General features: G+C 61.1%; 22 protein-coding genes. 15 read left to right on the top strand and 7 right to left on the bottom strand.

Annotated elements, in window-relative coordinates; genetic code table 11:
- Window positions 1-35 precede the first annotated feature (35 nt).
- The 6 genes from C9E91_RS14600 to C9E91_RS14575 all read left to right on the top strand — a co-directional run bounded on the left by C9E91_RS14600 (window position 36) and on the right by C9E91_RS14575 (window position 10,439).
- On the top strand, window positions 36-1,226 hold the full coding sequence (locus C9E91_RS14600; protein ID WP_107109014.1) for an efflux RND transporter periplasmic adaptor subunit: 1,191 nt from the start codon (window positions 36-38) through the stop codon (window positions 1,224-1,226).
- A gap of 119 nt (window positions 1,227-1,345) precedes the next feature.
- Window positions 1,346-4,546: an efflux RND transporter permease subunit gene (locus C9E91_RS14595; protein WP_107109013.1), complete on the top strand. Its 3,201-nt coding sequence runs from the start codon at window positions 1,346-1,348 to the stop codon at window positions 4,544-4,546.
- A gap of 254 nt (window positions 4,547-4,800) precedes the next feature.
- Window positions 4,801-5,787 (top strand): D-erythronate dehydrogenase, encoded by a 987-nt coding sequence (gene denD, locus C9E91_RS14590; RefSeq protein WP_107109012.1) that lies wholly within the window; start codon window positions 4,801-4,803, stop codon window positions 5,785-5,787.
- On the top strand, window positions 5,784-6,668 hold the full coding sequence (locus C9E91_RS14585; protein WP_107109011.1) for an NAD(P)-dependent oxidoreductase: 885 nt from the start codon (window positions 5,784-5,786) through the stop codon (window positions 6,666-6,668). Before denD ends, C9E91_RS14585 begins: the two co-directional genes overlap by 4 nt.
- A gap of 7 nt (window positions 6,669-6,675) precedes the next feature.
- On the top strand, window positions 6,676-8,460 hold the full coding sequence (locus C9E91_RS14580; RefSeq protein WP_107109446.1) for an IlvD/Edd family dehydratase: 1,785 nt from the start codon (window positions 6,676-6,678) through the stop codon (window positions 8,458-8,460).
- Window positions 8,461-8,561: 101 nt separating this feature from the next.
- The gene (locus C9E91_RS14575; RefSeq protein ID WP_181316090.1) at window positions 8,562-10,439 is read left to right on the top strand and encodes a sensor domain-containing protein; all 1,878 of its coding nucleotides are present in this window, start codon (window positions 8,562-8,564) and stop codon (window positions 10,437-10,439) included.
- Here the strand turns inward: C9E91_RS14575 and C9E91_RS14570 are convergent.
- On the bottom strand, window positions 10,402-11,424 hold the full coding sequence (locus tag C9E91_RS14570) for a YeiH family protein (RefSeq protein WP_107109010.1): 1,023 nt from the start codon (window positions 11,422-11,424) through the stop codon (window positions 10,402-10,404). The genes C9E91_RS14575 and C9E91_RS14570 overlap by 38 nt on opposite strands.
- 116 nt (window positions 11,425-11,540) lie before the next feature.
- Between C9E91_RS14570 and C9E91_RS14565 the strand changes: the two genes are divergently transcribed.
- Window positions 11,541-12,422, top strand: a complete 882-nt coding sequence (locus tag C9E91_RS14565) for a LysR substrate-binding domain-containing protein (RefSeq protein WP_107109009.1) — start codon at window positions 11,541-11,543, stop codon at window positions 12,420-12,422.
- A 59-nt stretch (window positions 12,423-12,481) separates the two neighbouring features.
- Here C9E91_RS14565 and C9E91_RS14560 read toward each other — a convergent pair whose 3' ends face one another.
- A complete protein-coding gene (locus C9E91_RS14560; protein ID WP_107109008.1) occupies window positions 12,482-13,291 on the bottom strand; it encodes a DeoR/GlpR family DNA-binding transcription regulator in 810 nt (269 codons plus the stop codon).
- Between the two features lie 333 nt (window positions 13,292-13,624).
- Here C9E91_RS14560 and C9E91_RS14555 point away from each other — a divergent pair, with 333 nt between their 5' ends.
- From C9E91_RS14555 to C9E91_RS14530, 6 genes are all read left to right on the top strand, one after another.
- Window positions 13,625-14,503: a choline kinase family protein gene (locus tag C9E91_RS14555; RefSeq protein WP_107109007.1), complete on the top strand. Its 879-nt coding sequence runs from the start codon at window positions 13,625-13,627 to the stop codon at window positions 14,501-14,503.
- 9 nt (window positions 14,504-14,512) lie between these two features.
- Window positions 14,513-16,960, top strand: coding sequence for a GcvT family protein (locus tag C9E91_RS14550; RefSeq protein ID WP_107109006.1), 2,448 nt, complete (start codon window positions 14,513-14,515; stop codon window positions 16,958-16,960).
- A gap of 15 nt (window positions 16,961-16,975) precedes the next feature.
- Window positions 16,976-17,689, top strand: a complete 714-nt coding sequence (locus C9E91_RS14545) for an inner membrane-spanning protein YciB (RefSeq protein WP_245407499.1) — start codon at window positions 16,976-16,978, stop codon at window positions 17,687-17,689.
- Between the two features lie 89 nt (window positions 17,690-17,778).
- The gene (gene ung / locus C9E91_RS14540) at window positions 17,779-18,480 is read left to right on the top strand and encodes a uracil-DNA glycosylase (protein ID WP_107109005.1); all 702 of its coding nucleotides are present in this window, start codon (window positions 17,779-17,781) and stop codon (window positions 18,478-18,480) included.
- Between the two features lie 140 nt (window positions 18,481-18,620).
- Entirely contained in the window at window positions 18,621-19,553 is a 933-nt protein-coding gene (locus C9E91_RS14535; protein ID WP_107109004.1) for a VOC family protein, read from the top strand.
- Between the two features lie 13 nt (window positions 19,554-19,566).
- A complete protein-coding gene (locus C9E91_RS14530; protein ID WP_107109443.1) occupies window positions 19,567-20,184 on the top strand; it encodes an alpha/beta hydrolase in 618 nt (205 codons plus the stop codon).
- A gap of 30 nt (window positions 20,185-20,214) precedes the next feature.
- Here the strand turns inward: C9E91_RS14530 and C9E91_RS14525 are convergent, their stop codons facing one another.
- Window positions 20,215-20,652 (bottom strand): hypothetical protein, encoded by a 438-nt coding sequence (locus tag C9E91_RS14525; protein WP_107109003.1) that lies wholly within the window; start codon window positions 20,650-20,652, stop codon window positions 20,215-20,217.
- Window positions 20,653-20,859: 207 nt separating this feature from the next.
- Here C9E91_RS14525 and C9E91_RS14520 point away from each other — a divergent pair, with 207 nt between their 5' ends.
- Both C9E91_RS14520 and C9E91_RS14515 read left to right on the top strand, forming a co-directional pair.
- A complete protein-coding gene (locus tag C9E91_RS14520) occupies window positions 20,860-21,765 on the top strand; it encodes a DMT family transporter (RefSeq protein WP_245407498.1) in 906 nt (301 codons plus the stop codon).
- A 61-nt stretch (window positions 21,766-21,826) separates the two neighbouring features.
- Window positions 21,827-22,216 (top strand): RidA family protein, encoded by a 390-nt coding sequence (locus C9E91_RS14515; RefSeq protein ID WP_107109441.1) that lies wholly within the window; start codon window positions 21,827-21,829, stop codon window positions 22,214-22,216.
- Window positions 22,217-22,301: 85 nt separating this feature from the next.
- Here the strand turns inward: C9E91_RS14515 and C9E91_RS14510 are convergent, their stop codons facing one another.
- Genes C9E91_RS14510 through C9E91_RS14495 form a run of 4 tightly spaced genes read right to left on the bottom strand, consistent with a single transcriptional unit; the run spans window position 22,302 to window position 26,464 of the window.
- On the bottom strand, window positions 22,302-22,883 hold the full coding sequence (locus C9E91_RS14510; RefSeq protein WP_107109002.1) for an NAD(P)H-dependent oxidoreductase: 582 nt from the start codon (window positions 22,881-22,883) through the stop codon (window positions 22,302-22,304).
- The gene (locus C9E91_RS14505) at window positions 22,880-24,289 is read right to left on the bottom strand and encodes an FAD-binding oxidoreductase (RefSeq protein WP_107109001.1); all 1,410 of its coding nucleotides are present in this window, start codon (window positions 24,287-24,289) and stop codon (window positions 22,880-22,882) included. The genes C9E91_RS14510 and C9E91_RS14505 overlap by 4 nt, the downstream gene beginning before the upstream one ends.
- Window position 24,290: 1 nt before the next feature.
- Complete coding sequence (locus C9E91_RS14500; RefSeq protein WP_107109000.1) at window positions 24,291-25,604, bottom strand: cytosine deaminase; 1,314 nt, start codon at window positions 25,602-25,604, stop codon at window positions 24,291-24,293.
- Window positions 25,604-26,464 (bottom strand): ABC transporter permease, encoded by an 861-nt coding sequence (locus tag C9E91_RS14495; protein WP_245407497.1) that lies wholly within the window; start codon window positions 26,462-26,464, stop codon window positions 25,604-25,606. Before C9E91_RS14495 ends, C9E91_RS14500 begins: the two co-directional genes overlap by 1 nt.
- Window positions 26,465-26,477: the final 13 nt, after the last annotated feature.

Genomic DNA, 26,477 nt, shown 5'->3' with positions numbered 1-26,477 from the left:
CGTGCCCCAAGCCGGGATCAACAGGAGAGACTAACATGAAGTCCAACGGTAAGCGCTGGGCCCTATGGGGCGCCGGCATGAGTGTTGCTGCGGCCGTTGCAGGCGCAGCCTTCTATCTGGATATGCCCCGCGGCGCTCAAGCGACCGAGACGGCGGCCCCGGCTGCGAAGCCGGCGATCCCCGTCACCGTCGCTGCCGTCGAGGCGCATGACATCACGACCTGGCAGGAGTTTTCCGGCCGGCTCGAAGCTATCGACCGTGTGGAAGTCCGTCCGCGTGTGGCCGGCGCCATCGAGTCGGTGCACTTCCGCGAAGGCGCATTGGTCAAGCAGGGCGACCTGCTCGTGACGATCGATCAGGCACCTTATGAGGCGGCCGTCGCCCAGGCGCAGGCGGAAGTTGCAGCGGCCAAGGCCAAGCTGGATCTCGCCAAGGTCGAGGTCGACCGCGGCCAGAAGCTCTCCGACAACAAGACGATCTCGCAGAGCGACATGGACACGCGCGCCAGCAATTACGCCGGGGCCGAAGCCAATCTGAAGGCGGCACAAGCCGCCCTGCAGACGGCACAGTTGAACCTCGACTATACGCAGGTTCGAGCTCCGATCGCCGGTCGCGTCGGCAAGATCGAGGTGACTGTCGGCAACCTCGTGGCCGCCGGTTCCGCTTCGCCGGCCCTGACGACGCTGGTTTCGGTCGATCCGATCTACGCCAGCTTCAACGCCAGCGAACAGACGGTAACTCAGGCGCTTTCACAGCTCCCGGTCACTGACGGAGCGGCTCCGCCGGTCGAGCAGATCCCCGTGCAGATTGGCACCTCTAACGACAATGGCACGCCGATCACCGGCAAGCTGCAGCTCATCGACAACGAGGTGGATGCAGCCAGCGGCACGATCGCGGTGCGCGCGGTCTTCGACAATCCCGGCGGCCGTCTGATCCCGGGTCAGTTCGTGCGTGTTCGCATGGGTCAGCCGAAAGCTGAAAACAGGATCGTCATCAACGACCGCGCAGTCGGCACCGATCAGGACAAGAAGTTCGTCTTCGTCGTTGATGGTGACAACAAGGTCAATTACCGGCAGGTCCAACTCGGGTCGCTGGTCGACGGGCAGCGAGTGATCGAGAACGGCCTGAAAGTCGGCGAAAAGATCGTTGTCAACGGGCTGCAGCGCATCCGTCCCGGTGCAGTCGTGGCACCGCAGATGGCTGAGAAGGTCGCGACCGCTCAATAAGACTTCGCCTTCTGCCCGTGGGCAGAAGGCCGATATCCGAAATCGCATGATCCGCCGGCGGCTTCCAAATCGCCGGACAGGGTTTTTGCACCCGTTTTCACCCCGGAGGGGGCTTTGATATGAACATCTCCAGATTCTTTGTTGACCGCCCGGTCTTTGCCGGTGTTCTTTCGGTCCTCATCGTGGTCGCCGGCCTGATCGGCCTCAGAGCGCTGCCGATCTCCGAATATCCAGAGGTCGTGCCGCCGTCAATTGTCGTGCGCGCCACCTATCCCGGCGCCAACCCGACCGTCATCGCCGAAACGGTGGCGACGCCGCTCGAAGAGCAGATCAACGGCGTCGAGGGCATGCTCTATATGTCCAGCCAGGCAACGTCCGACGGCGTTCTCAACGTGACGGTCACCTTCAAGCTCGGCACAGATCCGGATAAGGCGCAGCAGCTCGTGCAAAACCGCGTTTCGCAGGCCGAGCCGCGCCTGCCCACGGAGGTCCGTGCCCTCGGCATCACGACCGTCAAGAGCTCGCCCGACTTCATCATGGTCGTCAACCTCGTCTCGGACGGGGCCGACCACGACATCACCTATCTGCGAAACTATGCGACCCTGAACGTCAAGGATCGGCTCGCCCGCATCGAAGGTGTCGGGCAGGTGCAGGTCTTCGGCGCCGGCGACTATTCCATGCGCGTGTGGATCGATCCGCAGAAGGCGGCCGAGCATAATCTTGCCGCCAGCGACATCAGCAATGCGATCGGCTCCCAGAACGTCCAGGCTGCGGCCGGCATCATCGGTGCCTCACCCAGCCGGCCGGGCGTGGATCTGCAGCTCAACGTCAATGCGCAGGGCCGCCTGCGCACACCCGAGGAGTTCGGCAACATCATCGTCAAGACGGGCGCCAACGGCGAGATCACCCGCCTTCGCGACGTCGCCCGCGTCGAGCTCGGTGCGGAAGATTATACGCTGCGTTCGCTGCTCGACGGCAAGCCGGCCGTCGCCGTCGCGGTTCTCCAGGCACCCGGTTCGAACGCGATCGAGATCGCTAACAACGTGCGCTCGACCATGAACGAGCTGCAGCAGGCCATGCCGGCGGGTGTCAAGTACGAGATCGTCTACGACACGACGAAATTCGTCCGCGCCTCGATCGAGAAGGTGATCGACACGCTGCTCGAAGCCATCGCGCTCGTCGTCCTCGTCGTCATCCTGTTCCTGCAGACATGGCGCGCCTCGATCATCCCGCTGATCGCCGTTCCCGTGTCGATCATCGGTACCTTTGCGGTGATGTATGTCTTCGGCTTCTCGATCAACGCGCTCAGTCTGTTCGGCCTGGTGCTGGCGATCGGTATCGTCGTGGACGACGCGATCGTGGTGGTCGAGAACGTCGAACGCAATATCGAGAGTGGGCTCAGTCCGCGAGACGCCACCTACAAGGCCATGAAGGAAGTCTCCGGTCCGATCGTTGCGATCGCGCTGGTCCTCGTCGCGGTCTTCGTGCCGCTCGCCTTCATCTCCGGCCTGTCCGGCCAGTTCTACCGCCAGTTCGCACTGACGATCGCCATCTCGACCGTCATCTCTGCCTTCAACTCGCTCACCCTGTCTCCGGCACTGGCATCCCTGCTTCTGAAGGGCCATCACGCGCCGAAGGATTGGTTGACGCGGTTCATGGACGCGATCTTCGGCTGGTTCTTCCGTGGCTTCAACCGGGCGTTCGGGGCCGGTTCGAAGTACTACGGCAAGGGCGTCGGCGGCCTGGTGTCGCGCAAGAGCATCGTCATGGTGCTCTATCTCGCGCTGGTGGGGGCGACCTACAGCCTGTTCACCACAGTTCCCGGCGGTTTCGTGCCGTCGCAGGACAAGCAGTATCTGATCGGCTTTGCACAGCTACCGGATGCTGCGAGCCTTGACCGCACGGAGGACGTGATCAAGCGCATGACCGATATTGCGCTCGCCCAGCCGGGCGTGGCCAATGCGATCGCCTTCCCGGGCCTGTCGATCAACGGCTTCACTAATTCCTCGAATGCCGGCATTGTTTTCGTGACGCTGAAGGACTTCGACGAGCGCAAGACGCCGGACCTTTCGGGCGGGGCGATCGCCATGGCGCTGAACCAGAAGTTCGGCGCCATCCAGGATGCCTTCATCGCCATGTTCCCGCCGCCGCCGGTCAACGGCCTCGGCACGACAGGTGGCTTCAAGCTGCAGATCGAGGATCGCGCCGGCCTCGGTAACCAGGCGCTCGACCAGGCGGCCAAGGCAGTGATCGCCAAGGCCTACCAGACGCCGGAACTCACCGGCATCTTCTCGAGCTTCCAGATCAACGTGCCGCAGCTCTTTGCCGATCTCGACCGTGCCAAGGCCGAACAACTCGGGGTCTCCGTCACGGACGTCTTCCAGACGCTGCAGATCTACCTCGGTTCGCTCTACGTGAACGACTTCAACGCCTTCGGCCGCACCTACAGCGTCCGCGTGCAGGCCGATGCCAAGTTCCGCGCTCAACCGGAAGATATTGGCCAGTTGAAGGTTCGTGCGGCATCGGGCCAGATGATCCCGCTTTCAGCCCTGCTGAAGGTGGACGCCACCACCGGTCCGGAACGCACGAACCGCTATAACGGCTTCCTTGCGGCCGATATCAATGGCGGTCCGGCGCCTGGCTACTCGTCGGGCCAGGCACAGGCGGCGATCGAGAAGATTCTGCATGAGACGTTGCCGCCCGGCATAGACTTCGAATGGACGGACTTGACCTACCAGCAGATTCTGGCCGGCAATTCCAGCGTCGTTGTTTTCCCGCTGGCGCTGCTGCTGGTCTTCCTCGTGCTGGCCGCCCAATACGAGAGCCTGACCTTGCCGCTCGCCATCATCATGATCGTACCGATGGGCGTATTGGCGGCGCTGACCGGCGTCTGGCTCACGGGTGGAGACAACAACATCTTCACTCAGATCGGCCTGGTGGTGCTCGTCGGCCTGTCGGCGAAGAACGCGATCCTGATCGTGGAATTCGCCCGCGAGCTGGAATTCGAAGGCCGTACACCGGTTCAGGCCGCCGTCGAAGCCAGCCGTCTGCGTTTGCGCCCGATCCTGATGACATCCATGGCCTTCATCATGGGTGTCGTGCCCTTGGTCACTTCGACCGGCGCCGGTGCCGAGATGCGCGCCGCCATGGGTGTCGCTGTGTTCTCGGGCATGATCGGCGTAACGTTCTTCGGCATCTTCATGACGCCGGTGTTCTACGTGCTGATCCGCAGGCTGACGGGCAACCGTCCGCTGAAGCAGCATCATCACAACGACAACAACACCCATTCGGCAGAGGTTCTCCCGATCGCCGCCGAATAAAAACGCCGTGTCGGGTGTTACCCCCAGTGCCCGATACTTCAGGGGCGGGACCGCAAGGTCTCGCCCTTCTTTTTATCTCACCTTGGCCTTGATATTTTCCATTTCGGCCAATCTGTTTTTCGAAGATTTTACCTCGTGCCTGCCAATTTCGTTTGCATGCTGACGCCATGGGTCTATCTAACGGTTAGGCAAATGATTGACGTACATCGGGCCGGAGGAACGCCCGTTAGTCGTCATTCGTGAAGGAGGATTCCATGCACATCGCCATCATCGGAGCAGCCGGCATGATCGGCCGAAAACTGACGGAACGGTTGATCGCCGATGGCGGTCTCGGCGGCCGGGAGATCAGCAGGCTGACATTGGTCGATGTCATCGAGCCTCCTCTGCCTCAGGGTTTTACAGGCAAGGTGAAGGCTCGCGCCCGGGATCTGTCTGCGCCGGGAGCGGCGGAGAAGATCGTGGCTCGCCGGCCAGATGTGATTTTCCATCTCGCGGCGATCGTCTCCGGCGAGGCCGAACTCGACTTCGACAAGGGGTATCGCATCAATCTCGATGGCACGCGGCAACTCTTCGAGGCGATCCGTGCCGCCCATGCCGAGGATGGCTATCGTCCACGTATCGTCTTTACCTCTTCCTGCGCAGTTTTCGGCTCGCCCTTTCCGACGCCTATCCCCGACGATTTCCATCTGACGCCTCTCACCAGCTACGGCACGCAGAAGGCGATGAGCGAACTGCTGCTGGCCGATTATACGCGGCGCGGTATTTTCGACGGCATCGGCATTCGCCTGCCGACCATCTGCATTCGTCCCGGCAAGCCGAATCGAGCGGCTTCCGGGTTCTTCTCCAGCATATTGCGGGAGCCGCTGATCGGCATGGAAGCCGTGCTACCGGTGCCGGAGGACCTGCGGCATTGGCATGCTTCGCCTCGTTCGGCGGTCGGATTTCTCGTTCATGGCGCGACGATCGATCTTGCGCCAGTTGGTGCGGATCGAAATCTCTCCATGCCGGGCGTCAGCGCCACGGTTGGCGAGCAGATCGAGGCTCTCCGTCGCATTGCCGGCGAGAAGACGGTAAAGTTGATCCGCCGCGAACCGGACGAACTGGTGATGCGTATCGTTTCCGGCTGGGCCCAGGGCTTTACGGCGACGCGGGCGAGGGAATTGGGTTTTGTGGCCGAGAGCTCTTTCGACGAGATCATTCAGGTCCATATTGAAGACGAATTGGAAGGACGCATTGTATGACCGATCGGAAGATTGCTTTTCTCGGAACCGGACTGATGGGAGCCCCCATGGCGAGGCGGTTGCTTGGGGCCGGCTTTGCCGTCACCGTCTGGAACCGCGATCGGAGCAAAGCTGACGCATTGGTGGCGGATGGAGCGACCGTCGCCGCGACGGCGGCAGAGGCGGCCAAGGGTGCCACCATATTGTTCACCATGCTGACCAATGCCGGTGCGGTTAGTGAGGTTCTGTTCGGAAGCGGTGTCGCTGAAGCGTTGGAGCCCGGCGCCGTCGTGGTCGACAATAGCTCCATTTCGCCGCCATTCGCTCGTGAGAATGCGGCAAAGCTTGCCGAGCGCGGCGTTCATCATATCGATGCCCCCGTCTCCGGCGGCGTGGTCGGCGCAGCAGCCGGGACGCTGGCGATCATGGCGGGCGGCGATGCGGAAGTCATCGATAGCGTCCGCGACATCATGGCCCCGCTCGGCCGCGTCACGCATGTGGGACCGAGCGGCGCCGGCCAGCTTGCCAAGCTCGGCAACCAGCAGATCGTTGCGGTCACCATCGGCGCGATTGCGGAAGCCATGCTGCTTGTCGAAGCCGGCGGCGGTTCGCGCGAGGCGTTTCGCGCCGCCATTCGTGGCGGCTTTGCCGAAAGCCGGATTCTGGAGCTGCACGGCCAGCGCATGATCGAGCGCAATTTCGTACCTGGCGGGACGTCGCGCAACCAATTGAAAGATCTCGACGCGGTTCTTGCCGCTGCCAAAAGCCTGTCGCTTCATCTGCCGCTGACCGAAGCGGTCCGGGCAGAGTTTGCCGAATTCGTGGAGCAGGGTGGCGGCGAAAGCGACCACAGCGGCTTGCTGGCGCATCTGGAAGAAAAGAATGCCCGAGGAAAGACCTGAGGAAGACATGACCGACAACGGCATACCCAAGCGTCGTCTGCGTTCGCAGGACTGGTTCGACAATCCCGATCATATCGACATGACCGCGCTCTATCTTGAGCGCTTCATGAATTACGGTATCACGCCGGAAGAGCTGCGCTCCGGCAAGCCGATCATCGGCATCGCCCAGAGCGGCAGCGACTTGACGCCTTGCAACCGCCATCACCTCGATCTCGCCAAGCGCGTCCGCGACGGCATTCGCGATGCCGGCGGCATTCCGATCGAATTCCCGACCCATCCGATCTTTGAGAATTGCAAACGCCCGACGGCGGCACTCGACCGCAATCTCGCTTATCTCGGCCTTGTCGAGGTTCTCTACGGCTATCCTCTCGACGGCGTCGTGTTGACGACGGGCTGTGACAAGACCACGCCGTCGGCGCTGATGGCGGCCTCCACGGTCAATATCCCGGCGATCGTCCTTTCCGGTGGTCCCATGCTCGATGGCTGGCACGATGGCGAGCTGGCCGGTTCCGGTACGGTGATCTGGCGCTCGCGCCGCAAGCTGGCGGCTGGCGAAATCGACGAAGAGGGCTTTATGGAGGCGTCGCTCGCCTCGGCGCCTTCGATCGGCCATTGCAACACCATGGGCACGGCCTCGACCATGAACGCCATGGCGGAGGCGCTCGGCATGTCGCTCACCGGCTGTGCCGCCATTCCCGGCGCCTATCGCGAACGCGGGCAGATGGCCTATCGCACCGGGCGGCGCGCCGTCGAACTGGTGCTGGAAGATATCAAGCCATCGGATGTCCTGACCCGTGCAGCATTCTTGAATGCCATCAAGGTCAATTCGGCGATCGGCGGCTCCACCAATGCGCAACCACATCTGGCGGCCATGGCCAAGCATGCCGGGGTCGAGCTGCATCCGGATGATTGGCAGGTTCATGGTTTCGACATTCCGCTGCTCGCCAATGTACAGCCGGCGGGAGCCTATCTCGGCGAGCGCTTCCATCGCGCCGGCGGCGTGCCGGCCGTCATGTGGGAGCTGTTGCAGGCCAGCAAGCTCGATGGCGACTGTCCGACGGTTACCGGCAAGACGATGGCGGAGAACCTGAAGGACAGGGAGGCGACAGACCGCGAGGTTATCCGTCCTTTCGCCGAGCCGCTGAAGGAGCGGGCCGGCTTCCTGGTGTTGAAGGGCAATCTCTTTGATTTCGCCATCATGAAGATGAGTGTCGTTTCGGAGGATTTCCGCCGCCGCTATCTGCAGGAGCCGGGCCGCGAGGGCGTGTTCGAAGGCCGGGCGGTGGTGTTCGACGGATCGGAGGACTATCACAGGCGCATCAACGATGCCGATCTCGGTATCGATGAGAACACGATCCTCGTCATTCGCGGGGCAGGGCCGATCGGTTGGCCGGGCTCTGCCGAAGTCGTCAACATGCAGCCGCCGGATGCCTTACTGAAGCGTGGCATCAGCAGCCTGCCCACGATCGGTGACGGCCGCCAATCGGGTACCGCCGACAGCCCGTCGATCCTGAACGCCTCGCCGGAAAGCGCGGCTGGCGGTGGCCTTGCATGGCTGCGGACCGGCGACACCATCCGCATCGATTTCAATCAAGGCCGCTGCGACATGCTGGTGGACGAGACGGAAATCGAGCGACGCAAGGGTGACGGCATTCCGGCAGTTCCGCCGGAAGCGACGCCTTGGCAGCGCATCTACCGCCGCTCGGTCACGCAGCTTTCCGATGGCGCAGTACTCGAAGGCGCTGCCGATTTCCGCAACCTCGCGGCCAATCCGCCGCGCCATAATCATTAACCACAAATTGATCGCACCGGGAGTTGCGGGCGAAAGCCCGCACCTATTGAGGGGTTATTAAATATCGTTAAAGGGAGTGATGCGAAGATATCGTTGAAATTATGCAAACTTTCCATGTGTCCGAAGGGGGTTCGAACTCGGTGGAAGAGACGGTATCAGGGCGATCCGAACAGGAGTTCCAAGATCTCTTGAGGAGGCTGGAATTGGCGCTGGAGACGTCCCAAATCGGCGTCTGGGAGCACAATCTGAATGAAGAGGAATTGCTCTGGGATACGCAGATGCACAAGCTCTACCAGACCGGCCGTACCGACCGCAAAGTGTCGTCTGCGATCTGGCTGAGCGCTCTTCATCCTGACGATGTCGAGCGGGCAATCGCCGAGTTCGAGACAGCGATTACGGAAAAGGGTTTCTATAACTCGCAATTTCGCATCATCCTGCCCGAAGGGAAGATACGCTATCTGCGCTCGCGGGCCCATTTTTACGAGGGACCTGATGGCGCGCCGTCCTTCATCGGTGCGGAGTGGGACGTCACGGCTGATGTCCTGATGAACCGCGAGCTGAGCAACCAGAAAGCAGTCGCGGAAGCTCGCGCAATCGCGCTGGAGCAGAGCCGTGCTGACATCGAACATGCCGCCGACCACGACTATCTGACCGGCCTGCCCAACCGCCGCTACTTCGATCGCCGATTGGCGGAACTGTGCGCCGATGCTACCGTCAAGACGCTGGCCGTCCTCCATATCGATCTCGACTGTTTCAAGCAGATCAACGACAAATGGGGGCATGCGGCTGGCGATCTGACGCTGCAGAATGCGGCGGTGCGGATTTCCGGGGCGATAGCGGCTGATGATATGGTCGCCCGCATTGGCGGCGACGAGTTCGTCGTGATGCTGGTCAATCTCGATAGTGCCGATGAACTCAGAACCATTGCCGATGATATTCTCTGGCGGCTGCAGCGTGATGTTCGCTTTCATCATGAAATGCTGCAGGTGGGAGCTTCGATCGGTGCAGCGTGGAGCGCTGTCGGCAGCGCCGGCAATCTGCTGGCGGAATCCGATATCGCTCTCTATCAAGCCAAGAAATTCGGCCGCAACCGCGTCGAGTTCTTCACGCCGAAACTGCAATCCGATCTGCAGGCAGAACGGCAATTGGCAGAGGAATTGCGGCTGGCGCTGACGCGGCATGAAATCGTGCCTTTCTACCAAATCCAGGTGGATGCGCGTAGCCGACGGATCGTGGGACTGGAAGCTCTGGCCCGATGGTGGCATCCGGAGAAGGGGCTGCTGGCGCCGGCAGCATTCCTCAAGGTGGCTGAGGAATACGGGCTGACGGCAGAGATCGATGCGGCCATCTTGAACCGCGCACTGTTCGACCGTGCCGCCTGGGCTCTGCAGGGCCTGACGCCGCCGCGTATCGCCGTCAACATCTCGGGAAGACGTCTGGCCGATCCGCACCTGATCGAACGGCTGCAGGCTCAGAATATCCCAAGCCATGCCATTGCCTTCGAATTAGTCGAGACGATCTTCCTCGACGATCCCGACGACAAAATGCTCGCCAATATCGACACAATCAAAAAGATGGGTATCGAGATCGAGATCGACGATTTCGGCTCTGGCCATGCCTCACTGATCGGCCTTGTGAAGCTGAAGCCGAAGCGGCTGAAGATCGACCGGCAGTTGGTGACGGCAATTACCGTCTCGGACGAGCAGCGCCGCATGGTGGGTGCGATCGTGGAAATAGCAAGAGCGCTCAACGTCGAGGTCATCGCCGAGGGCGTCGAAACCGAGGACCATGCGCGGCTCCTCGCGCGTGCCGGTTGTGACGGACTTCAGGGCTATGCGTTCGGTTATCCCTCGCCGGGGAATGAGATCGCCGTACTGCTGGCATCGGCTCAGAAGCCAGATCCGAAGCGGGCTTCCGACAATTCCCACGGCAATGCCGGACCTACTGGATTTGCAGAGCGGCAATCAGCCCATAGCTGATGACGCCAAGCGTCAGCAGCGATAGCGTAGCTGCGGTGATTACCCGGCCGCCGGCATGCGCAACGGAGCGAATGTTCACCGACAGGCCGAGTGCTGCCATCGCAATCACCGTCAGGATGTTGGAGATCACAGCCATCGGCGTGACCAGCGCGTCCGGGATCAGGCCGAAAGAGCGCAGGGCCATCAGCCCCAGAAAGCCGCAGATGAACCAGGGAACCAGCGAGTGGCGATGGCCCGTGCGGCTATCCATCCCTGCCGTTTCGGTCTTGGTGAGGATACCGAGCAGGAAGATGACAGGCCCAAGCATCAGCACGCGGACCAGCTTGACCAGAGTGCCGGTCTGTACCGCAAGGAGGCTGATCGGCGCAGTGGCGGCAAGTACCTGTGGCACGGCATAGACGGTCAGGCCGGCCAGCACGCCATATTGCGGCACGCTCATGCCGGCGTGGAAATAGAGCAGCGGCAGCAGGAAGACGGCGGCGATGCCGAGCACGGCGGTGAAGGCAAGAGCGGCGGCAATTTCTTCCGAACCGGCCTCAATGACCGGGGCAACGGCGACAATAGCCGAGTTGCCGCAGATGGAGTTGCCGCAGGCGATCAGTGTCGCCAGTTTCGGCGGCAGGCCGAGCAGCCGGCCGATCGTGTAGGTGGCCGCGATCGACAGCACGACAACGATGGCGATGCCGGCGATCAACCAGACACCGGCGCCACCGATGGCCGAGAGGCTGATCGAGGCGCCGAGCAGGACAATGGCGATTTCCAACAGGATCTTGGCACTGAAATCGATGCCGGGGCGCAGGGCGGGCTTCAGCGGCTTTACGGTGCAGACGACGATACCGAGCGCAATGGCGAGCACCAGGCTCTCGATCCACCGACCGCCGAGAATACCGATCTCAATGTGCTCGCCCGCATAGGCGAGAAGGGCTACGACGCCCGTCAGGGCAAGGCCGGGGAGGATAATATTGGCGCGGTGGAAAAGGGACATGCGGAACCGCCGTTCGGCTATTTAGAATTTGCTATGAAGAGAAAGTCTCACCTCCTGTTGTCGACATCCATCGAATATTATCCTATGTTTCGTTCGATTAATTAGAATGATTTCCCATGACCTTCGAGCAACTCGCCATTTTTGTCGCCGTCGCCGAGCGGGAACATCTGACCCACGCTGCACAGGCCATCCATTTGACGCCCTCGGCCGTCAGCGCGGCCATCAAGAACCTCGAAGGGTATTACGGCGTCGAGTTGTTTCACCGTGTCGGCCGGCGGATCGAGCTGACGGAAACCGGCCGGACCTTTCTCGGCGAGGCGAAGGCGACGCTGGCTCGGGTGCGATCGGCGGAGCTCATGCTTTCCGAACTCGGTGGCCTGCAGCGTGGCCGGCTCAGCCTGCGTGCCAGCCAGACCATCGCCAGCTACTGGCTGCCACCCGTGCTGATGCGCTTTCACCGTGACTATCCCGGCATCGAGCTCGATTTGACGATCGGCAATACACGCACGGTCACCGAGGCAGTCATCGAAGGCACGGCCGAATTGGGCTTCGTCGAAGGGGAGGTGGATACGCCGGCCCTGTCGATGAAAGTCGTTGCACCGGACGCGCTTGTCATCGTCGTGCCGCCAGATCATCCCTGGGCCGACGGCCGGAGCCTGTCGGTTGACGATCTTGCCACCGGTACATCGTGGGTGATGCGCGAAGAAGGTTCGGGTACGCGGTCCGAATTCGAAAATGCCATCATCAAGCTCGGCACCTCACCGCATGATCTCAGCGTGGCACTGGTGCTGCCGTCGAATGAGGCCGTGCTGTCGGCGGTCTGTTATGGGCAGAGCGCCACGGCGATTTCCAGTGCGGCGGCCATGGCTTATCTGCAACGGGGATTGCTGGTGCGGGCCGCCTTCGACCTGCCGGTCCGCAGCTTCCGTCTGCTGCGCCACAAAGAGCGCCATGCCAGCAAGGCGGCGCTGACCCTGGAAGCCATGTGCAGGAGTTAAGTAACAATAGGAATAGGGGAGCGCGCTGTTCCGGAATGGCGAAAGCTGAACCGCTCTGGTTAGAGCTGTTCCATCCGGCGCTGATTGGCGACGACGAGATCGATCTCGTTGCGGTCGAGCATGGCGCGGATATCTGGGGGCGGCAGGTCGTCGGTGACCATCATATCGTACATGGCGGGATCATCGATGACGATCGGGGCGCTGCGGCCGAATTTGGCGCTATCAGCGACGATGATGCGGTTTTCGGAGCGGCGTGCGGCTTCGCGGGAATATTCCGCCTCCTCCAGATCGTGCAGCATGAAGCCGGACACGGCGTTAACGGCGCCGACGGACAATATGGCATGGCGAACGTTGAAGCGGCGGAGGAAGTTGGTCGCTTCCGTGCCGAAGGCGCCGCCGTCATGGCTGCGCAGCTCGCCGCCGGCGAAGAAAACGCGATTGCCGTTGCGGGTCGCGAGCGCATGGGCGACCGAGACGGCGTTCGTGACAATGAACAGGTTCTGATGTTTCTGGAGCGCCACAGCGATGAAGGCCGTCGTGGAGCCTATGTCGAGGAAGAGCGTATCGCCGTTCTGGATCATTGCCGCGACGCGGGCCGCGATCATGCGTTTGGCCTCGGCATTCTCGTTCATCCGGAAATGCAGCGGCTGCTCGATGATCGAGTCCTTGATATGAACGCCGCCGTGCACCTTGGTGACGAGGCCATTGGCCTCCAGGCTGCGGATATTGCGGCGGATGGTCTCCTCCGAAACCGCCAGCCGCTCGGCGAGAAACTGAATACGGCTTGCGCCGCCCGCGAGCCGAAGCTCCTCCAGGATCTCGCGTTCCCGATGGTTCGAATGCAGCGGCACCTGCGAGATGTCCGACATGGTATCGATCCTAGCTAAGGCATGATCCCAAAACGTGCGAAGCGGCTTGCGGATAAGACCATGCCTGATCAAACATCTGGAGCGGGATAACGACTCAAACGCAAGTCATCTCGTTCCAATCACCTCGAGATTGAATTTTTAAGTCAAATCTCACTTACGGTGAAGCTTTCTGTTGAAAATATCCATAGCCTAATAGGGATTAGACCTTATTCCCCGCAAAATCCAACAAAAAACCAAATGAGCGTTTCATTTTGTGGCTAGTTCTTGACAGTTCTCCTTTTGTGAGGAACCTTTTACATCCAAAAGACGCGCGATTTTAGCGCTGGAGGAGGGATGATCGTAACGCCCGAAGACAAGATACAGGCTCTTGGCATTTGGCGCGGATCGATCGATATCGCTCCGCTCGTGGGCGGCATCACCAATCGCAACTACCTGGTCACCGATAGCGGCCGGCGTTTCGTGGTCAGGCTCGGGACGGATATCCCGGTTCACCACATCAGACGTGCCAACGAACTGGCCGCGAGCAAGGCTGCGCATGCGGCGGGATTGTCGCCCGCTGTCGTTCATTCCGAGCCAGGCGTTCTCGTGCTGGACTATATCGACGGAAAGCCGCTGGTCGCGGAGGATATTCGCGACCCTTTGATGCTAGCGCGCATCGTACCGCTTGTCCGTTCCTGTCACCAGAATGTTGCGAAACACTTTCGCGGCGCAGGGGCCATCTTCTGGGTTTTTCATGTGGTATGCGACTATGCCGCCCTTCTCGAAGAGGGCGGTAGCCGTCATGGAGCATTGCTGCCTTCCTTCCTCGATATCGCCGAGCGACTGGAACAGGCCGCGCGACCCTTCGACATCGTTTTCGGCCATAACGATCTTCTGCCCGGCAATTTCCTCGACGATGGAACAAGGCTTTGGCTGATCGATTGGGATTATGCCGGCTTCAACACGCCGCTCTTCGATCTCGGTGGTCTTGCTTCCAACAACGAATTCTCCGAAAGCCAGGAAACGGCGATGCTGGAAGCCTATTTCGAGGCGCCGGTGAGCGACGAGCTACGTCGGCGCTATCAGGCAATGAAATGCGCTTCGCTGTTGCGCGAGACGATGTGGAGCATGGTTTCCGAAATCCATTCCCGTATCGACTTCGATTATTCAGCCTATACGAGCGAAAATCTGGCGCGATTTGAACGTGCCTATCAATCATTCCGGAATTCTTGAGGTGATGCGATGAAAGAACTGCCCCAAACAGCGAAGGCGGTCGTCATCGGCGGGGGTATCGTCGGCTGTTCGACAGCCTATCACCTTGCCAAGCTCGGGCTATCAGACACGGTCCTGCTGGAGCGAAAGAAGCTGACCTCGGGCACGACGTTCCATGCCGCAGGCCTTGTCGGGCAATTGCGTACCAGCGCCAATATCACCCAGATGCTCGGCTATTCCGTCGATCTCTATAAGAGGTTGGAGGCGGAGACGGGGCTTGCCACCGGCTGGAAGATGAACGGCGGCCTGCGCCTTGCCTGCAATGAGGAACGCTGGACGGAAGTCAAGCGACAGGCGACGACGGCGCAATCCTTCGGGCTGCAAATGCATCTGCTGACGCCGAAGGAGGCCTTCGATCTCTGGCCTCTAATGGATATAGACGATCTGATCGGTGCCGCCTATCTGCCGACCGATGGGCAGGCCAATCCCTCCGATATCACCCAGGCGCTGGCGAAGGGCGCGCGCATGGCCGGTGTTTCGATTTTCGAGGACACCGAAGTTCTCGATCTGGAGATCGATAAGGGCAGGATTCGCGCTGTCATCACCGACAAGGGCCGCATCGAATGCGAGCGTGTTGTGGTCTGTGCCGGGCAGTGGACGCGCAGCTTTGCCGCGCGCTTCGGCGTCAACGTGCCGCTCGTCTCCGTCGAGCATCAGTATCTCATCACCGAATCCTTCGGCGTCCCCTCCAACCTGCCGACGCTGCGCGATCCCGACAGGTTGACCTATTACAAGGAAGAGGTCGGCGGATTGGTGATGGGCGGCTATGAGCCGAATCCGATCCCCTGGGCGATCGACGGCATTCCCAAGGAGTTTCATTACACGCTGCTCGATAGCAATTTCGGTCATTTCGAGCAGATCATGGAGCAGGCTCTGATGCGCGTGCCGGCGCTGCAGACGGCGGGCATCAAGCAGCTTCTGAACGGGCCAGAGAGCTTTACGCCCGATGGCAATTTCATCCTCGGCGAAGCGCCGGAGCTTCGAAACTTCTTCGTCGGTGCTGGCTTCAACGCCTTCGGCATAGCGTCAGCGGGCGGGGCGGGCATGGCGCTTGCCGAATGGGTTGCAAAGGGCGAACCGCCCTATGATTTGTGGCCCGTCGACATCAGGCGTTTCGGCCGCCCGCATTTCGATACGGACTGGGTGCGCACCCGCACGCTGGAAGCCTATGGCAAGCATTACACCATGGCCTGGCCGTTCGAGGAGCATTCGAGCGGCCGCCCCTGCCGCAAGTCGCCGCTCTATGATCGGCTGAAGGCGCAGGGCGCTTGTTTCGGCGAAAAGCTCGGCTGGGAGCGTCCGAACTGGTTCGCCGACCTTTTTGCCGGCGAGGAGCCGAAGGATATCTACAGCTACGGCCGCCAGAACTGGTTTGCTGCGGTCGGTCGTGAGCATAGGGCGGTGCGCGAGGCGGCGGTGATCTTCGATCAGACGTCTTTTGCGAAATTCGTGCTGAAGGGGCGAGATGCCGAAGCGGCGATCTCCTGGATCGCGTCCAACGACGTCGCCAAGCCGGTTGGCGCGCTGACCTACACGCAGATGCTGAACGACAAAGGCGGCATCGAATGCGATGTCACCGTGGCGCGCGTCGCCGAGAACGAATTTTACATCACGACAGGCACGGGCTTTGCCACGCATGATTTCGACTGGATCGCCAGGAATATCCCGGCCGAGATGCATGCCGAACTGGTGGATATCACTTCTGCCTATTCAGTGCTGTCGTTGATGGGGCCGAATTCGCGCAGAGTGCTGGAATCCGTCACCTCGAACGATGTTTCGAACGCCGCATTTCCGTTCCTGCGAGTGAAGACCATCGGCATTGCCGGCTGCCCGGTTCGAGCGCTGCGCATGACCTATGTCGGCGAACTCGGCTACGAGCTGCATGTGCCGGTGGAATATGCGGCCACGGTCTACGATGCGCTGATGGCGGCCGGGCGTCATCACGGATTGATCAATGCCGGCTATCGCGCGATCGAAAGCTGCCGGCTGGAAAAGGGCTTTCGTGCCTGGGGTTCCGACATCGGTCCCGACCATACGCCGGTCGAGGCAGGGCTCGCCTGGGCGGTGAAGATGAAGAAGAACATCGCCTTCCGCGGCCGGGAGGCCATCGAGCGGCAGTTGGCTTCGGGGGTGAAGAAGTTGTTCGCCTGCTTCGTGCCCGACGATCCCGAAACCGTGTTGCTCGGTCGCGAGACCATCTATCGCGACGGCCAACGCGTCGGCTGGCTGTCGAGCGGCGGCTATGGCTACACGATCGGCAAGCCGATCGGTTACGGCTATGTCCGCAATGCGGATGGGGTCAGCGAGGATTTCGTGCTTGGCGGCCGATACGAACTCGACGTTGCCCAACGCCGCGTGCCCTGCCAGGTGTCGTTGAAGCCGCTCTATGACCCGCAAATGGCGCGGGTTAAGGGGTGATTACGGAAAGATTGAGTGCCATCTCTTGATGTCGATGGCTGGTGGCTTTATGACCGTTACAGAAGTCGCGACAAGGGCCGAAGTGCGGTGAAAAGCTTTTTCGATGCGGTCAGGCTACTGCTCGCCGATTTGGCCTCCAGCCTATTTTTCGTCGTTCTGCTTTCCCTCACGCATAATGCGACCCTTTCGGCTTGCTCGGCGATAGCGTTTGGCCTTGTCCAAATCGGAATACAATACCTTCGACGGAAGCCAATCGATACCATGGAGTGGCTGAGCCTCTTTCTGGTCATTGCTGCAGGCGCGGCAACGCTGCTGACGGACGATCCGCGTTTCGTACTATTCAAGCCGAGCGTTATCTATTCGATTGTCGGCGTGGTGATGCTTAAGCCGGGCTGGATGAATCGGTATCTGCCGGCTATTGCCCGCGCAGTCGCGCCCGATGTCGCTACTTATGTGGGCTTTGTCTGGGCTGGCCTGATGTTCCTGTCCGCTGCGCTCAATGTATTCGTTGCCACAGCCTTTGATCTATCCATATGGGCGGTCGTCATGCCGGCCTTCGGTATTGGCAGCAAAGTGGTGCTGATGCTGGCCGGATTTGCCGCGATCCGCTTCACGGTGAGGCGACGCGTACGTGCCATGCCGGAGGCCGAACGCGAAGCGTTGCTGATCTCGACGGGGGAGAGAGTGCAATCGCCGTCTCTGGCGACGTCCGCCGCCGGAAAGCTGTGATCTGCCTGCCGCAATGGAAGTCCTTTTCTTGACACGCTGGCGCTTTCATCCTCAATCGACATGCTGACGAAAGATGGAGGCGAGGGACGATGGCGGAAGCGGGCATCAAGCTGGAGGAAAGCTGGAAAGAGGCGCTGTCACAGGAATTCGTCAGCCCCTATATGCAGCAGCTCAAATCCTTTCTTGTCGAAGAGAAACAGCGCGGCAAGGTGATTTTTCCGCGCGGCAGCGAATATTTCCGGGCCTTGGACCTGACGCCGCTCGATGAAGTGCAGGTCGTGATCCTTGGACAGGACCCCTATCACGGCGTCGGGCAGGCGCATGGGCTCTGCTTCAGCGTTCGCCCCGGCGTGCGTATCCCGCCGTCGCTCGTCAATATCTACAAGGAACTGGAAACCGATCTCGGCGTCCCGCCGGCGCGTCACGGCTTTCTCGAAAGCTGGGCGAAGCAGGGCGTGCTTCTGCTCAACAGTGTGCTGACGGTAGAGGAGTCACAGGCCGCCTCGCATCAGGGCAAGGGCTGGGAACGCTTCACCGATGCCGTCATCCGCCGTGTCAACGACGAATGCGACGGCGTGGTTTTCATGCTCTGGGGCTCCTACGCACAGAAGAAGGCCGCCTTCGTCGATACCGAGCGGCACCTCGTGCTGAAAGCCGCACACCCATCGCCACTGTCGGCGCATAACGGCTTCCTCGGCTGCCGGCATTTTTCCAAGGCGAACGCTTATCTGGCAGAACATGGCAAGGATCCGATCGACTGGGCTTTGCCGAGCGATCCGGGTAATGGCTGATGTATTGAACGACCGCCATTTGTCGTTCAATAATCGGAGACAATCCGTTTGGCTATTGGGGGCTATCGAAAAACGGGCTGTGGGACCATCTTCTGCTCATGAGAAACGCCTGCCGTTGCGGGCGAGACAAGGGGTTAAAGATGCTCAATCAGATCAAGGGTCTTCACCACGTTACCTCGATGGCGGAAGATGCCCGCACCAACAATAAGTTCTTCACGGACACGCTTGGCCTGCGCCGCGTGAAGAAGACGGTCAATTTCGACGCGCCGGATGTTTATCACCTCTATTACGGTGACGAGATCGGCACGCCCGGCACGATCATGACCTATTTCCCGTTCCCGAAGATGGCTCGCGGTCGTCCGGGCACAGGCGAAGTCGGCAATACCGTTTTCTCCATTCCGGAGGGCGCGATCGGCTATTGGAGCGAGCGGCTTGGCAAGCAGGGCGTCGAGGCTCTGAAGGCTGATGAATCCTTCGGCCAGAAGCGCCTCCATTTCGCTGGTCCCGATGGGGACGGTTTCGCGCTGGTCGAGGTCAAGAATGACGATCGTCAGCCCTGGACGCATGGCGGCGTCGATGCCGAGCATGCTATCCGAGGCTTCCATTCCGTCGCCATGCGGCTAAGGGACGAGGGCGCCACGGCCGAGCTGTTGAAATATATGGGTTATGAAGTCGTCGATACGCATGAAGGCGTCAAGCGGCTGGCTATCCCCGGCGGCAATGGTGCCGATTTCGTCGATCTCGAAACCATGCCGAACATCGGCCGTGCACTTCCCGGTGCGGGTTCCGTCCACCATGTTGCCTTTGCCGTCGAGAACCGCGCAAAACAGCTCGAAGTGCGCAAGGCGCTGATGGATACGGGATATCAGGTTACGCCGGTTATCGACCGTGACTATTTCTGGGCGATCTATTTCCGTACGCCGGGCGGCGTGCTGTTCGAAGTCGCTACGAACGAGCCCGGTTTCAACCGAGACGAAGATACGGCCCATCTCGGCGAGGCGCTGAAGCTGCCGGAACAGCACGCTCATCTGCGGGCACTGCTCGAGCAGCATCTCGAACCGCTGGACGCTTAAACAGGGGGTGATCATGACGAATACGACCTATGTGCACCGGGTGAAGCCCGGTGCACCCGGCAAACCTATTCTGTTTGCCCTCCACGGCACGGGCGGCGACGAGAACCAATTCTTCGATTTCGGCAGCCGCCTGCTGCCGGAGGCGACCATCGTCTCGCCGCGTGGCGACGTTTCGGAACATGGCGCAGCGCGCTTCTTCCGGCGCACGGGCGAGGGCGTCTACGACATGGCGGACCTTGCCCGGGCCACCGAGAAGATGGCCGCCTATGTGAAGAGCCTGGCCGTCGACCACGGCGCCTCGCAGGTGCTTGGTCTCGGCTTTTCCAACGGCGCGAATATTCTCGCCAATGTGCTGATCGAACACGGCGATCTCTTCGATGCCGCCGTGCTGATGCATCCGCTGATCCCGTTCCAGCCGCGTGACAACGCCAAGCTCGACGGCAGCCGGGTTTTGATCACCGCTGGGGAACGCGATCCGATCTCGCCGGCGCCGGTGACCAAGGCGCTCGCGGATTATTTCACGCGGCAGAAAGCCGAGGTGACGCTGGAGTGGCATTCGGGCGGCCACGATATCCGCCCGAATGAGATCGAGGCGATCCGCGGCTTCTTCGCGCCATATGCTCAAGTGTGAATGAAATCGGGCGCATGGCGGTACCGACTGCTATGCGCCCGGTCGCATCCCGAGGAGTTCCAGCATCGTCTTCGCCTGGACTTCGGCTGCGCGCCGTCCCGCTTGATCGATATAAGCGGACCCGCAGAAATGGTTGAGATTCTCGGTGTCGGTATTGTCCAGCTCCGCGTGTCTCGAATTCACGATGACCATGCGCCAGGCGCAGCCGCGGATACTGTCGGGCTGGATGGCATTGTCGCAGCCTGTGCTTAGGCAGAGTGCGACCTTTCGCTGGTTCTGATATTTTCCCTCGGTCGCAGCGTCGTATTCGCTCTTCCACATATCGCGCGTGTGCCGGCAATTGCCGGGATCGCCGCTTTGGCTACATTCCGTTGCCGTATTGACGTAGCTTTCGGCAGCCGGCCATAGCGGGGCGTCGACCAGGCTCACGCAGCCGCACGCAAAAAGCCCTGCCAGCAATAGCTGCATTGATTCCCCCTCTGCCGAATATTCGGTACCCTAAAGACATACGGAATATCCGCAAGACGCAAGCGCTGGTTTGGGCCGAGATGGGCGTGGCGGTTCTGCAGCCGCGACACCTCCTCTCTCATCAACGACATTTTGCGCCGCAGGCATCGCTTGTGGGCTCTCCTGGTGCTCGCTAATAGTCTAAGCCTAAAGGGTTCGGAGGGATTCGTGGTGACGCTGGCGGAGCAGCAGCAATATCGGCTGGGCGTGATCTACGTGGCGGCTTCAGCCCTGGCGTGGTCGACTTCCGGCCTGTTCGTCCGCCTGATCCACGCGGATCTGATGACCATCCTCTTCTGCCGGGGTATCGTCTCCGGGCTCGGCGTCTTCACGCTGTTTCTCTATATCGAGCGCGGCAGGGCCTGGCGAATTCTTCGCTCCATGCGCTGGCCGTCGCTGGCCGCAACGGTGTTTTCCACCACGTCCATGATCAGCGGCATCGGCTCGATCTATTATACCTCCGTCGCCGATGCGATGGTGATCTATGCGACGGTGCCCTTCGTCACCGCGGGCGTCGCCTATGTCTTCATCAAGGAGCGCCCAAGCATGGCGACGCTGGTCGCCAGCGTCGTGGCGCTCATCGGCGTGCTGGTCATGCTCTCCGGTGAGGTAAGCGGCAACGGGGGCGGTGGTTGGCTCGGCAAGGGCCTGGCCTGCGTCATGACGTTGTCGGTCGCCGGTCTCGCTGTTGTCATGCGCCAGCACCGGGATGTGCCTATGCTGCCAGCGATGGCCTTGTCCGCCTGGCTCTGCTCGTTCATCACCTTCTGGTTCGCTTCGCCGGCGATGGTGTCCGGGCATGATCTCGGCCTGATCATCGCCTTCGGCATCATCCAGAACGCCATGGGTCTCAGCCTTTATACCTTCGGCTCGCGGCTGATCCCGGCCGCCGATGCCAGCCTGCTGACCTCGCTCGAGGTGCCGCTGACGCCTCTGTGGGTCTGGATATTCCTCGCTGAACGGCCATCGCAGGCGACGCTAATCGGCGGCCCGATCGTGCTTATCGCGCTCTTTGGCCATATCCTGCTGGAAGTGCGGCGAAACCGGGCGGTGGAGCCGGCGCAAGCGCTCTGAACGGCTTGCCCGGCTGCCGGTGAAATGCTGAAATCGGCGCGACCAATGGGAAACGATGCCGATGAAGAAAACTTTCAATCCGCCCTCCGTTCGCCGCCCCTTCGGCAACTATAATCACGGCCTGCTGGTGCCATCAGGCGCGAGTCTGCTGGTCACATCAGGCCAGCTCGGCATTGCCCTCGACGATAGCATTCCACCAGATGTCGCTAGCCAAGCGGAACTCTGCTTCGAGGCGATCAAGGTGATCCTCGATGAAGCCGGCATGGACTTCTCCGACGTGATCCGCATTTCCGGTTTCGTCACGAAACGCGAGGATTTTCCTGCCTATATGGCCGTGCGCGACCGCTATATACTCGATCCGAAGCCGGCCTCCACGCTGATCATCGTCGGCGGATTTACGCGGCCGGAGTTTCTGGTCGAGGTCGAGGTGACAGCGGCGAAGGTGATGTAAAACACCTGCAGCAAGCAGTTGGTTAGGCTTAGGACTCGATGCGGATGGGGATCGGCGGCGAGGTGATTTCACCGATGGGTGGCAGCTAAAAGCGCTCCATCTCCCGCTTCACTCTCTCCAAAAAGCGCTTTCTCGTCTCGTCCGTGGAGCGGTTCATGTCGTAATGGGCGAGGAAGACGACGGGGGCGAAGGGTTTGATCATGGCGCGGAGCATGCGCTTGATGATCTTCTTCGGCGGATTGCCGACGATGAAGGCGCGGAAGGGATCGGCGCCATAGGTCATCACGGCCCCGAGCTTGCGGATATGCCGCAGCTTCGAGGTCACCTTGCCATTCACCAGTTCGAAGGTGACGCCCGGCAGCCAGACGCGGTCGAAATAGCCTTTCAGGATCGCTGGAAAGCCGAAATTCCAGACCGGGGTGACGATAACAAGTGCTTCCGCCCATTGCAGGCGCTCGACATAGGGTTTCACCGCCTCGGTATTTTCCGGATAGTCGTGATAGATCATCCGGTCGTGGCGGGAGAGTACGGGGTCGAAGCCCTCGGCATAGAGGTTGCAGTCGTCGACCTCATGGCCGGCCGCTTTCAGGCTCTCAATCGTCTGCCGGTGCAGCGCCGCGCCGAAACTTTCTTCGACGGGATGCGAATGGAGGACGAGAACCCTCATGAGGCCTCCATCAGCGCCGCAAGACCAGGAAAGAGATAGTTCTCGCCGGCCGTGAAGTCGAAGTCGGGATTGTCCCAGGCGATCATCTTGCCGGGGTTCAGCAGGCCCTTCGGATCGGTTTCCTTCTTGAAAGCGAGCTGGACGGTATCCGTCTGCTTCATGCCGCCTTCCTCCAGCGTATAGCGATGCGGATTGAAGATCGGGCAGCCGTGATCCTGATGGATGCGAATGATCTCTTCCAGCCGCGCCTCCGACGTATAGCGCACCAGCGGCAGGCCGGCGCACTGGATCTCGCCGTCGAACCTGATGAACTCGAGATGGCCGGGCACTTCGTCGCCGAAGATCTCGACCATTTTCTGGACCTTGGCGACGTGATCCGGACTCGGATACTGCACTTGCAGATAGGTGATGCTCGGGTCGACTTTGATGGCGCGCAGCGTCGTGTGGTTCCAGGCGAGTTCATAGGCATGCGGAATGCCCTTCATGCTCTCGACCTTGTCGGAGCGGAAGGTGATTTCGCCCTTTTGCTGGCTGGTGAAGGCCAGGAACGGGTCCACGGCATGCGGCGCGATCATCAGCGCCACGATCGATTGGCCCTGACGGATATAGGGCTTGTGGCGAGAGAAATAGTCATGGGGGATGGGCGCTGCGATCGGCGCGATTTCCTTGACCAGGATGCCGTTGCATTTGGCGAGCGCATCCGAGAAGCGCACGGCGTCCATGAAATCGTCGTAGCCGACCAGCACGTCCACCCAGTCATAGGCCGGGGCGAGCGGCATTTCGATCTCAGTGATGATGCCGTTGGTGCCGTAGGCATGGCTGACCTTGGTCAGGTCCCAGCCGGTGAGGTCAAGCACACGCGGCTCGGCCTCCATGGTGACGACGCGCAGGCGCAGGATATTGCCGATATCGCGCAATCCGCCCCAGGTGATCGAGCCGACGCCGCCGGAGCCGCCGGCGATGAAGCCGCCGATCGTCGCCGTCTGCGCGGTCGAGGGATGGAAGCGCAGTTCCTGGCCGGAATGCGCCTTGGTCTGGCGGTCGAGCTCGGCGATGACGATGCCGGGTTCGCAGATGACGCGGCCGGGATGGATTTCCTTGATCTTGTTCATGCCCGCGAGGTTTAGCACGATGCCGCCGGAAAGCGGCATGGCCTGGCCGTAATTGCCGGTGCCGGCGCCGCGCGGGGTGACCGGCACATCATGGGCATAGGCGACCTTCAGCGTGCGGATCACCTCTTCCTCGGTCTTCGGCGTCACGACGAGATCGGCGGTGACATTGTCGAGCTGCGCCTTCAGGATCGGCGAATACCAGTAGAAATCCCGGCTCTTCTGGCGCACCAGCGCCGGATTGTCTTCGACGGCGATGCCTTCGAGTTCTTTTTTGATGAGCTGATAATCCGGCATGTCAGGCTCCAATAACGGTATCGAGTTCGCGGTAATCCGGCAGGCTGCGGTCGATCACCTTGCCCTTGCGAAGGACGACGCGGTCGGACTGCGGACGAGAGAGGAATTCGCTCCAGCGTCTGGCGCTGAAGAGGACGAGATCGGCGGGGCCGCCCACGGCGATACGGCCGATATCGGGACGGCCGAGAATATCGGCCGGCGACGTGGTGATCACCCGGGCGGCCGTATCCAGCGGATGATCGAGGTGCAGGATGCGGACGGCCTCGCGGAAGACCTCGACGGAGTCGAGATCGCCATAGGCGTAGAAGGGGTCGCGTGTATTGTCTGAGGCAACCGCCGTCCGCACGCCGGCGGCCGCCAGCTCATGCAGCAGGGTGACACCGCGCCAACGGGGTGTACGGCGCGCATGGCGATCCTGCAGATACATGTTGCACATCGGCAAGGAGACGACGGAGATCTGGGCTTTGGCGACGAGATCGATCGTGGCGGCGGCAACATCCTCGTCCTGGCGGGCGAGCGAGCAGCAATGGCCGGCGGTGACCTTGCCGGTGAAGCCATTGCGCAGCACCGCTTCGGCGATCGCCTTTAGCGTCAGCACCTGTTTGTCTTCTGTTTCGTCGACATGCAGGTCGATATCGAGGCCGTTGTCCATGGCGGCGCAGATCAGTTTGTCGAGCTGGCGATCGATATCGGGGTTCATCTGCGTGACGCCGCCGATCAGGCCTCCGGCATCGCGGATGACCATGAGGAGATCGGCGAAGAAGGCGTCGTCGGCCATCTCATCGAGCGGGAAGAGCGCGACGGCTTGCAGCGCGATCTTGTCTTTCCAGGCTTCGCGCACCTCAGAGAATACCTCGAAGGAAATGCGGTGCTGAGGCGCGAGTGAGTCGAGGTGTGTGCGGATCAGGCTGGTGCCGTGGGCATAGGCCGAGCGCAGCGAGAATTCCATGCGCTTCCTGACATCCTCAGCCGACCAGTTGGCCTCGCGATCAGCGCGTACCGCGTCGAGAGCGCCTACGAAACTGCCGTCCGGATTGGCGCGGCGCTCCCAGATGTGGCCCTTGTCGATATGGGTATGCATGTCGGCGAAGGTCGGCCAGACCATGCCGTCTCTCATATCGGCCTTGGCGAATTCAGCCGGCGCGCTGCCTACCGGCAGAATATCCTTGATGAGGCCATCCGCAACGACGATATCGGCTTTTATCAAGCCTTCGCTTGATGGGCCGGTGAAGCCGGCTGCCGTCACGGCGGGGACGGTGGCGTTGCTCAGCACGAAGCGCGCCGCGTTCGGCGGGGACATGAAGGAATAGGACATCAGTTTTCCCGCTTGAGGCTGCTTTCGTGCCAGCGATGCAGGCTCAGCCATGAGATGAAGGAGGTGAGGGCGAAGATGGCGACGCCAAGCGCCGAGAGCAGCAGCAGGGCGGCGAACAGGCGCGGCATGTTCTGGCGATACTGCGCTTCGAGCAGCCGGAAGGCGAGACCGGAATTGGGGCCGCCGGAGCCGGCGGCGAATTCCGCGACCACGGAGGCGATCAGCGACAGGCCGCCGCCGATCCTGAGGCCGGTCATGAAATAGGGCTGGGCGGCCGGCAGCTTCAGATGCAACAGCGTCTGCCAGCGCGAGGCGCCATAGAGATCGAAGAGATTGAGGAGATTATGGTCGACGCTCTTCAGTCCCTGCACCATGTTGGAGAGGATCGGGAAGAAGGCGACGAGGAAACCGCAGATCAACAGTGCGGCTTCGCGGGTTGGCGCGTAGATCAGGATCAACGGCGCGATCGCGACAATCGGCGTTACCTGCAGGATGACGGCGAGCGGATAGAAGGCGAGTTCGATCCAGCGCGATTGCACGAGGAAAATCGCAAAGCCGACACCGCCGATCAGCGCCAGCGCCAGCGAGATGAAGGTGATCTCCGTCGTCACCCAAAGCGCTGGCGAGAGGATGCCCCAGTCGGACACCAGTGCTTTCGCGACGGCGAGCGGGCTTGGCAGAATATATTGCGGAATGCCGGCGCCGACGACGAGAAGCTGCCAGAGGAGGATTAGGACGACGACGGTCAGCAGCGGGACGAGAATGCTGAGGGAGCGTTCGGCATTTCCGGCCCGCAGGGCGGGTTCAGATGGTGCATCGGTCGTCTCTGCAGAGAGGGGTAGGCTGGTGCTGTTGCTCATCAATGGGCCTCCA

Source organism: Rhizobium sp. SEMIA4064 (assembly GCF_003025035.1).
In the GTDB taxonomy this organism is placed as follows: Bacteria; Pseudomonadota; Alphaproteobacteria; order Rhizobiales; family Rhizobiaceae; genus Rhizobium; species Rhizobium paranaense.
This window is presented reverse-complemented; position numbering and strand designations above follow the sequence as displayed.

What these genes read in the sequence shown, in the direction of transcription:
- C9E91_RS14535 (WP_107109004.1), top strand. Translation starts at nt 18,621, where the DNA reads ATGCTCAATCAGATCAAGGGTCTTCACCACGTTACCTCGATGGCGGAA.
- C9E91_RS14565 (WP_107109009.1), top strand. Translation starts at nt 11,541, where the DNA reads ATGACCTTCGAGCAACTCGCCATTTTTGTCGCCGTCGCCGAGCGGGAA.
- C9E91_RS14510 (WP_107109002.1), bottom strand. Translation starts at nt 22,883, where the DNA reads ATGAGGGTTCTCGTCCTCCATTCGCATCCCGTCGAAGAAAGTTTCGGC.
- C9E91_RS14555 (WP_107109007.1), top strand. Translation starts at nt 13,625, where the DNA reads ATGATCGTAACGCCCGAAGACAAGATACAGGCTCTTGGCATTTGGCGC.
- C9E91_RS14575 (WP_181316090.1), top strand. Translation starts at nt 8,562, where the DNA reads ATGCAAACTTTCCATGTGTCCGAAGGGGGTTCGAACTCGGTGGAAGAG.
- ung (WP_107109005.1), top strand. Translation starts at nt 17,779, where the DNA reads ATGGCGGAAGCGGGCATCAAGCTGGAGGAAAGCTGGAAAGAGGCGCTG.
- C9E91_RS14525 (WP_107109003.1), bottom strand. Translation starts at nt 20,652, where the DNA reads ATGCAGCTATTGCTGGCAGGGCTTTTTGCGTGCGGCTGCGTGAGCCTG.
- C9E91_RS14600 (WP_107109014.1), top strand. Translation starts at nt 36, where the DNA reads ATGAAGTCCAACGGTAAGCGCTGGGCCCTATGGGGCGCCGGCATGAGT.
- C9E91_RS14580 (WP_107109446.1), top strand. Translation starts at nt 6,676, where the DNA reads ATGACCGACAACGGCATACCCAAGCGTCGTCTGCGTTCGCAGGACTGG.
- C9E91_RS14585 (WP_107109011.1), top strand. Translation starts at nt 5,784, where the DNA reads ATGACCGATCGGAAGATTGCTTTTCTCGGAACCGGACTGATGGGAGCC.
- C9E91_RS14505 (WP_107109001.1), bottom strand. Translation starts at nt 24,289, where the DNA reads ATGCCGGATTATCAGCTCATCAAAAAAGAACTCGAAGGCATCGCCGTC.
- C9E91_RS14500 (WP_107109000.1), bottom strand. Translation starts at nt 25,604, where the DNA reads ATGTCCTATTCCTTCATGTCCCCGCCGAACGCGGCGCGCTTCGTGCTG.
- C9E91_RS14570 (WP_107109010.1), bottom strand. Translation starts at nt 11,424, where the DNA reads ATGTCCCTTTTCCACCGCGCCAATATTATCCTCCCCGGCCTTGCCCTG.
- C9E91_RS14595 (WP_107109013.1), top strand. Translation starts at nt 1,346, where the DNA reads ATGAACATCTCCAGATTCTTTGTTGACCGCCCGGTCTTTGCCGGTGTT.
- C9E91_RS14495 (WP_245407497.1), bottom strand. Translation starts at nt 26,464, where the DNA reads ATGAGCAACAGCACCAGCCTACCCCTCTCTGCAGAGACGACCGATGCA.
- C9E91_RS14560 (WP_107109008.1), bottom strand. Translation starts at nt 13,291, where the DNA reads ATGTCGGACATCTCGCAGGTGCCGCTGCATTCGAACCATCGGGAACGC.
- C9E91_RS14550 (WP_107109006.1), top strand. Translation starts at nt 14,513, where the DNA reads ATGAAAGAACTGCCCCAAACAGCGAAGGCGGTCGTCATCGGCGGGGGT.
- denD (WP_107109012.1), top strand. Translation starts at nt 4,801, where the DNA reads ATGCACATCGCCATCATCGGAGCAGCCGGCATGATCGGCCGAAAACTG.
- C9E91_RS14530 (WP_107109443.1), top strand. Translation starts at nt 19,567, where the DNA reads ATGACGAATACGACCTATGTGCACCGGGTGAAGCCCGGTGCACCCGGC.
- C9E91_RS14515 (WP_107109441.1), top strand. Translation starts at nt 21,827, where the DNA reads ATGAAGAAAACTTTCAATCCGCCCTCCGTTCGCCGCCCCTTCGGCAAC.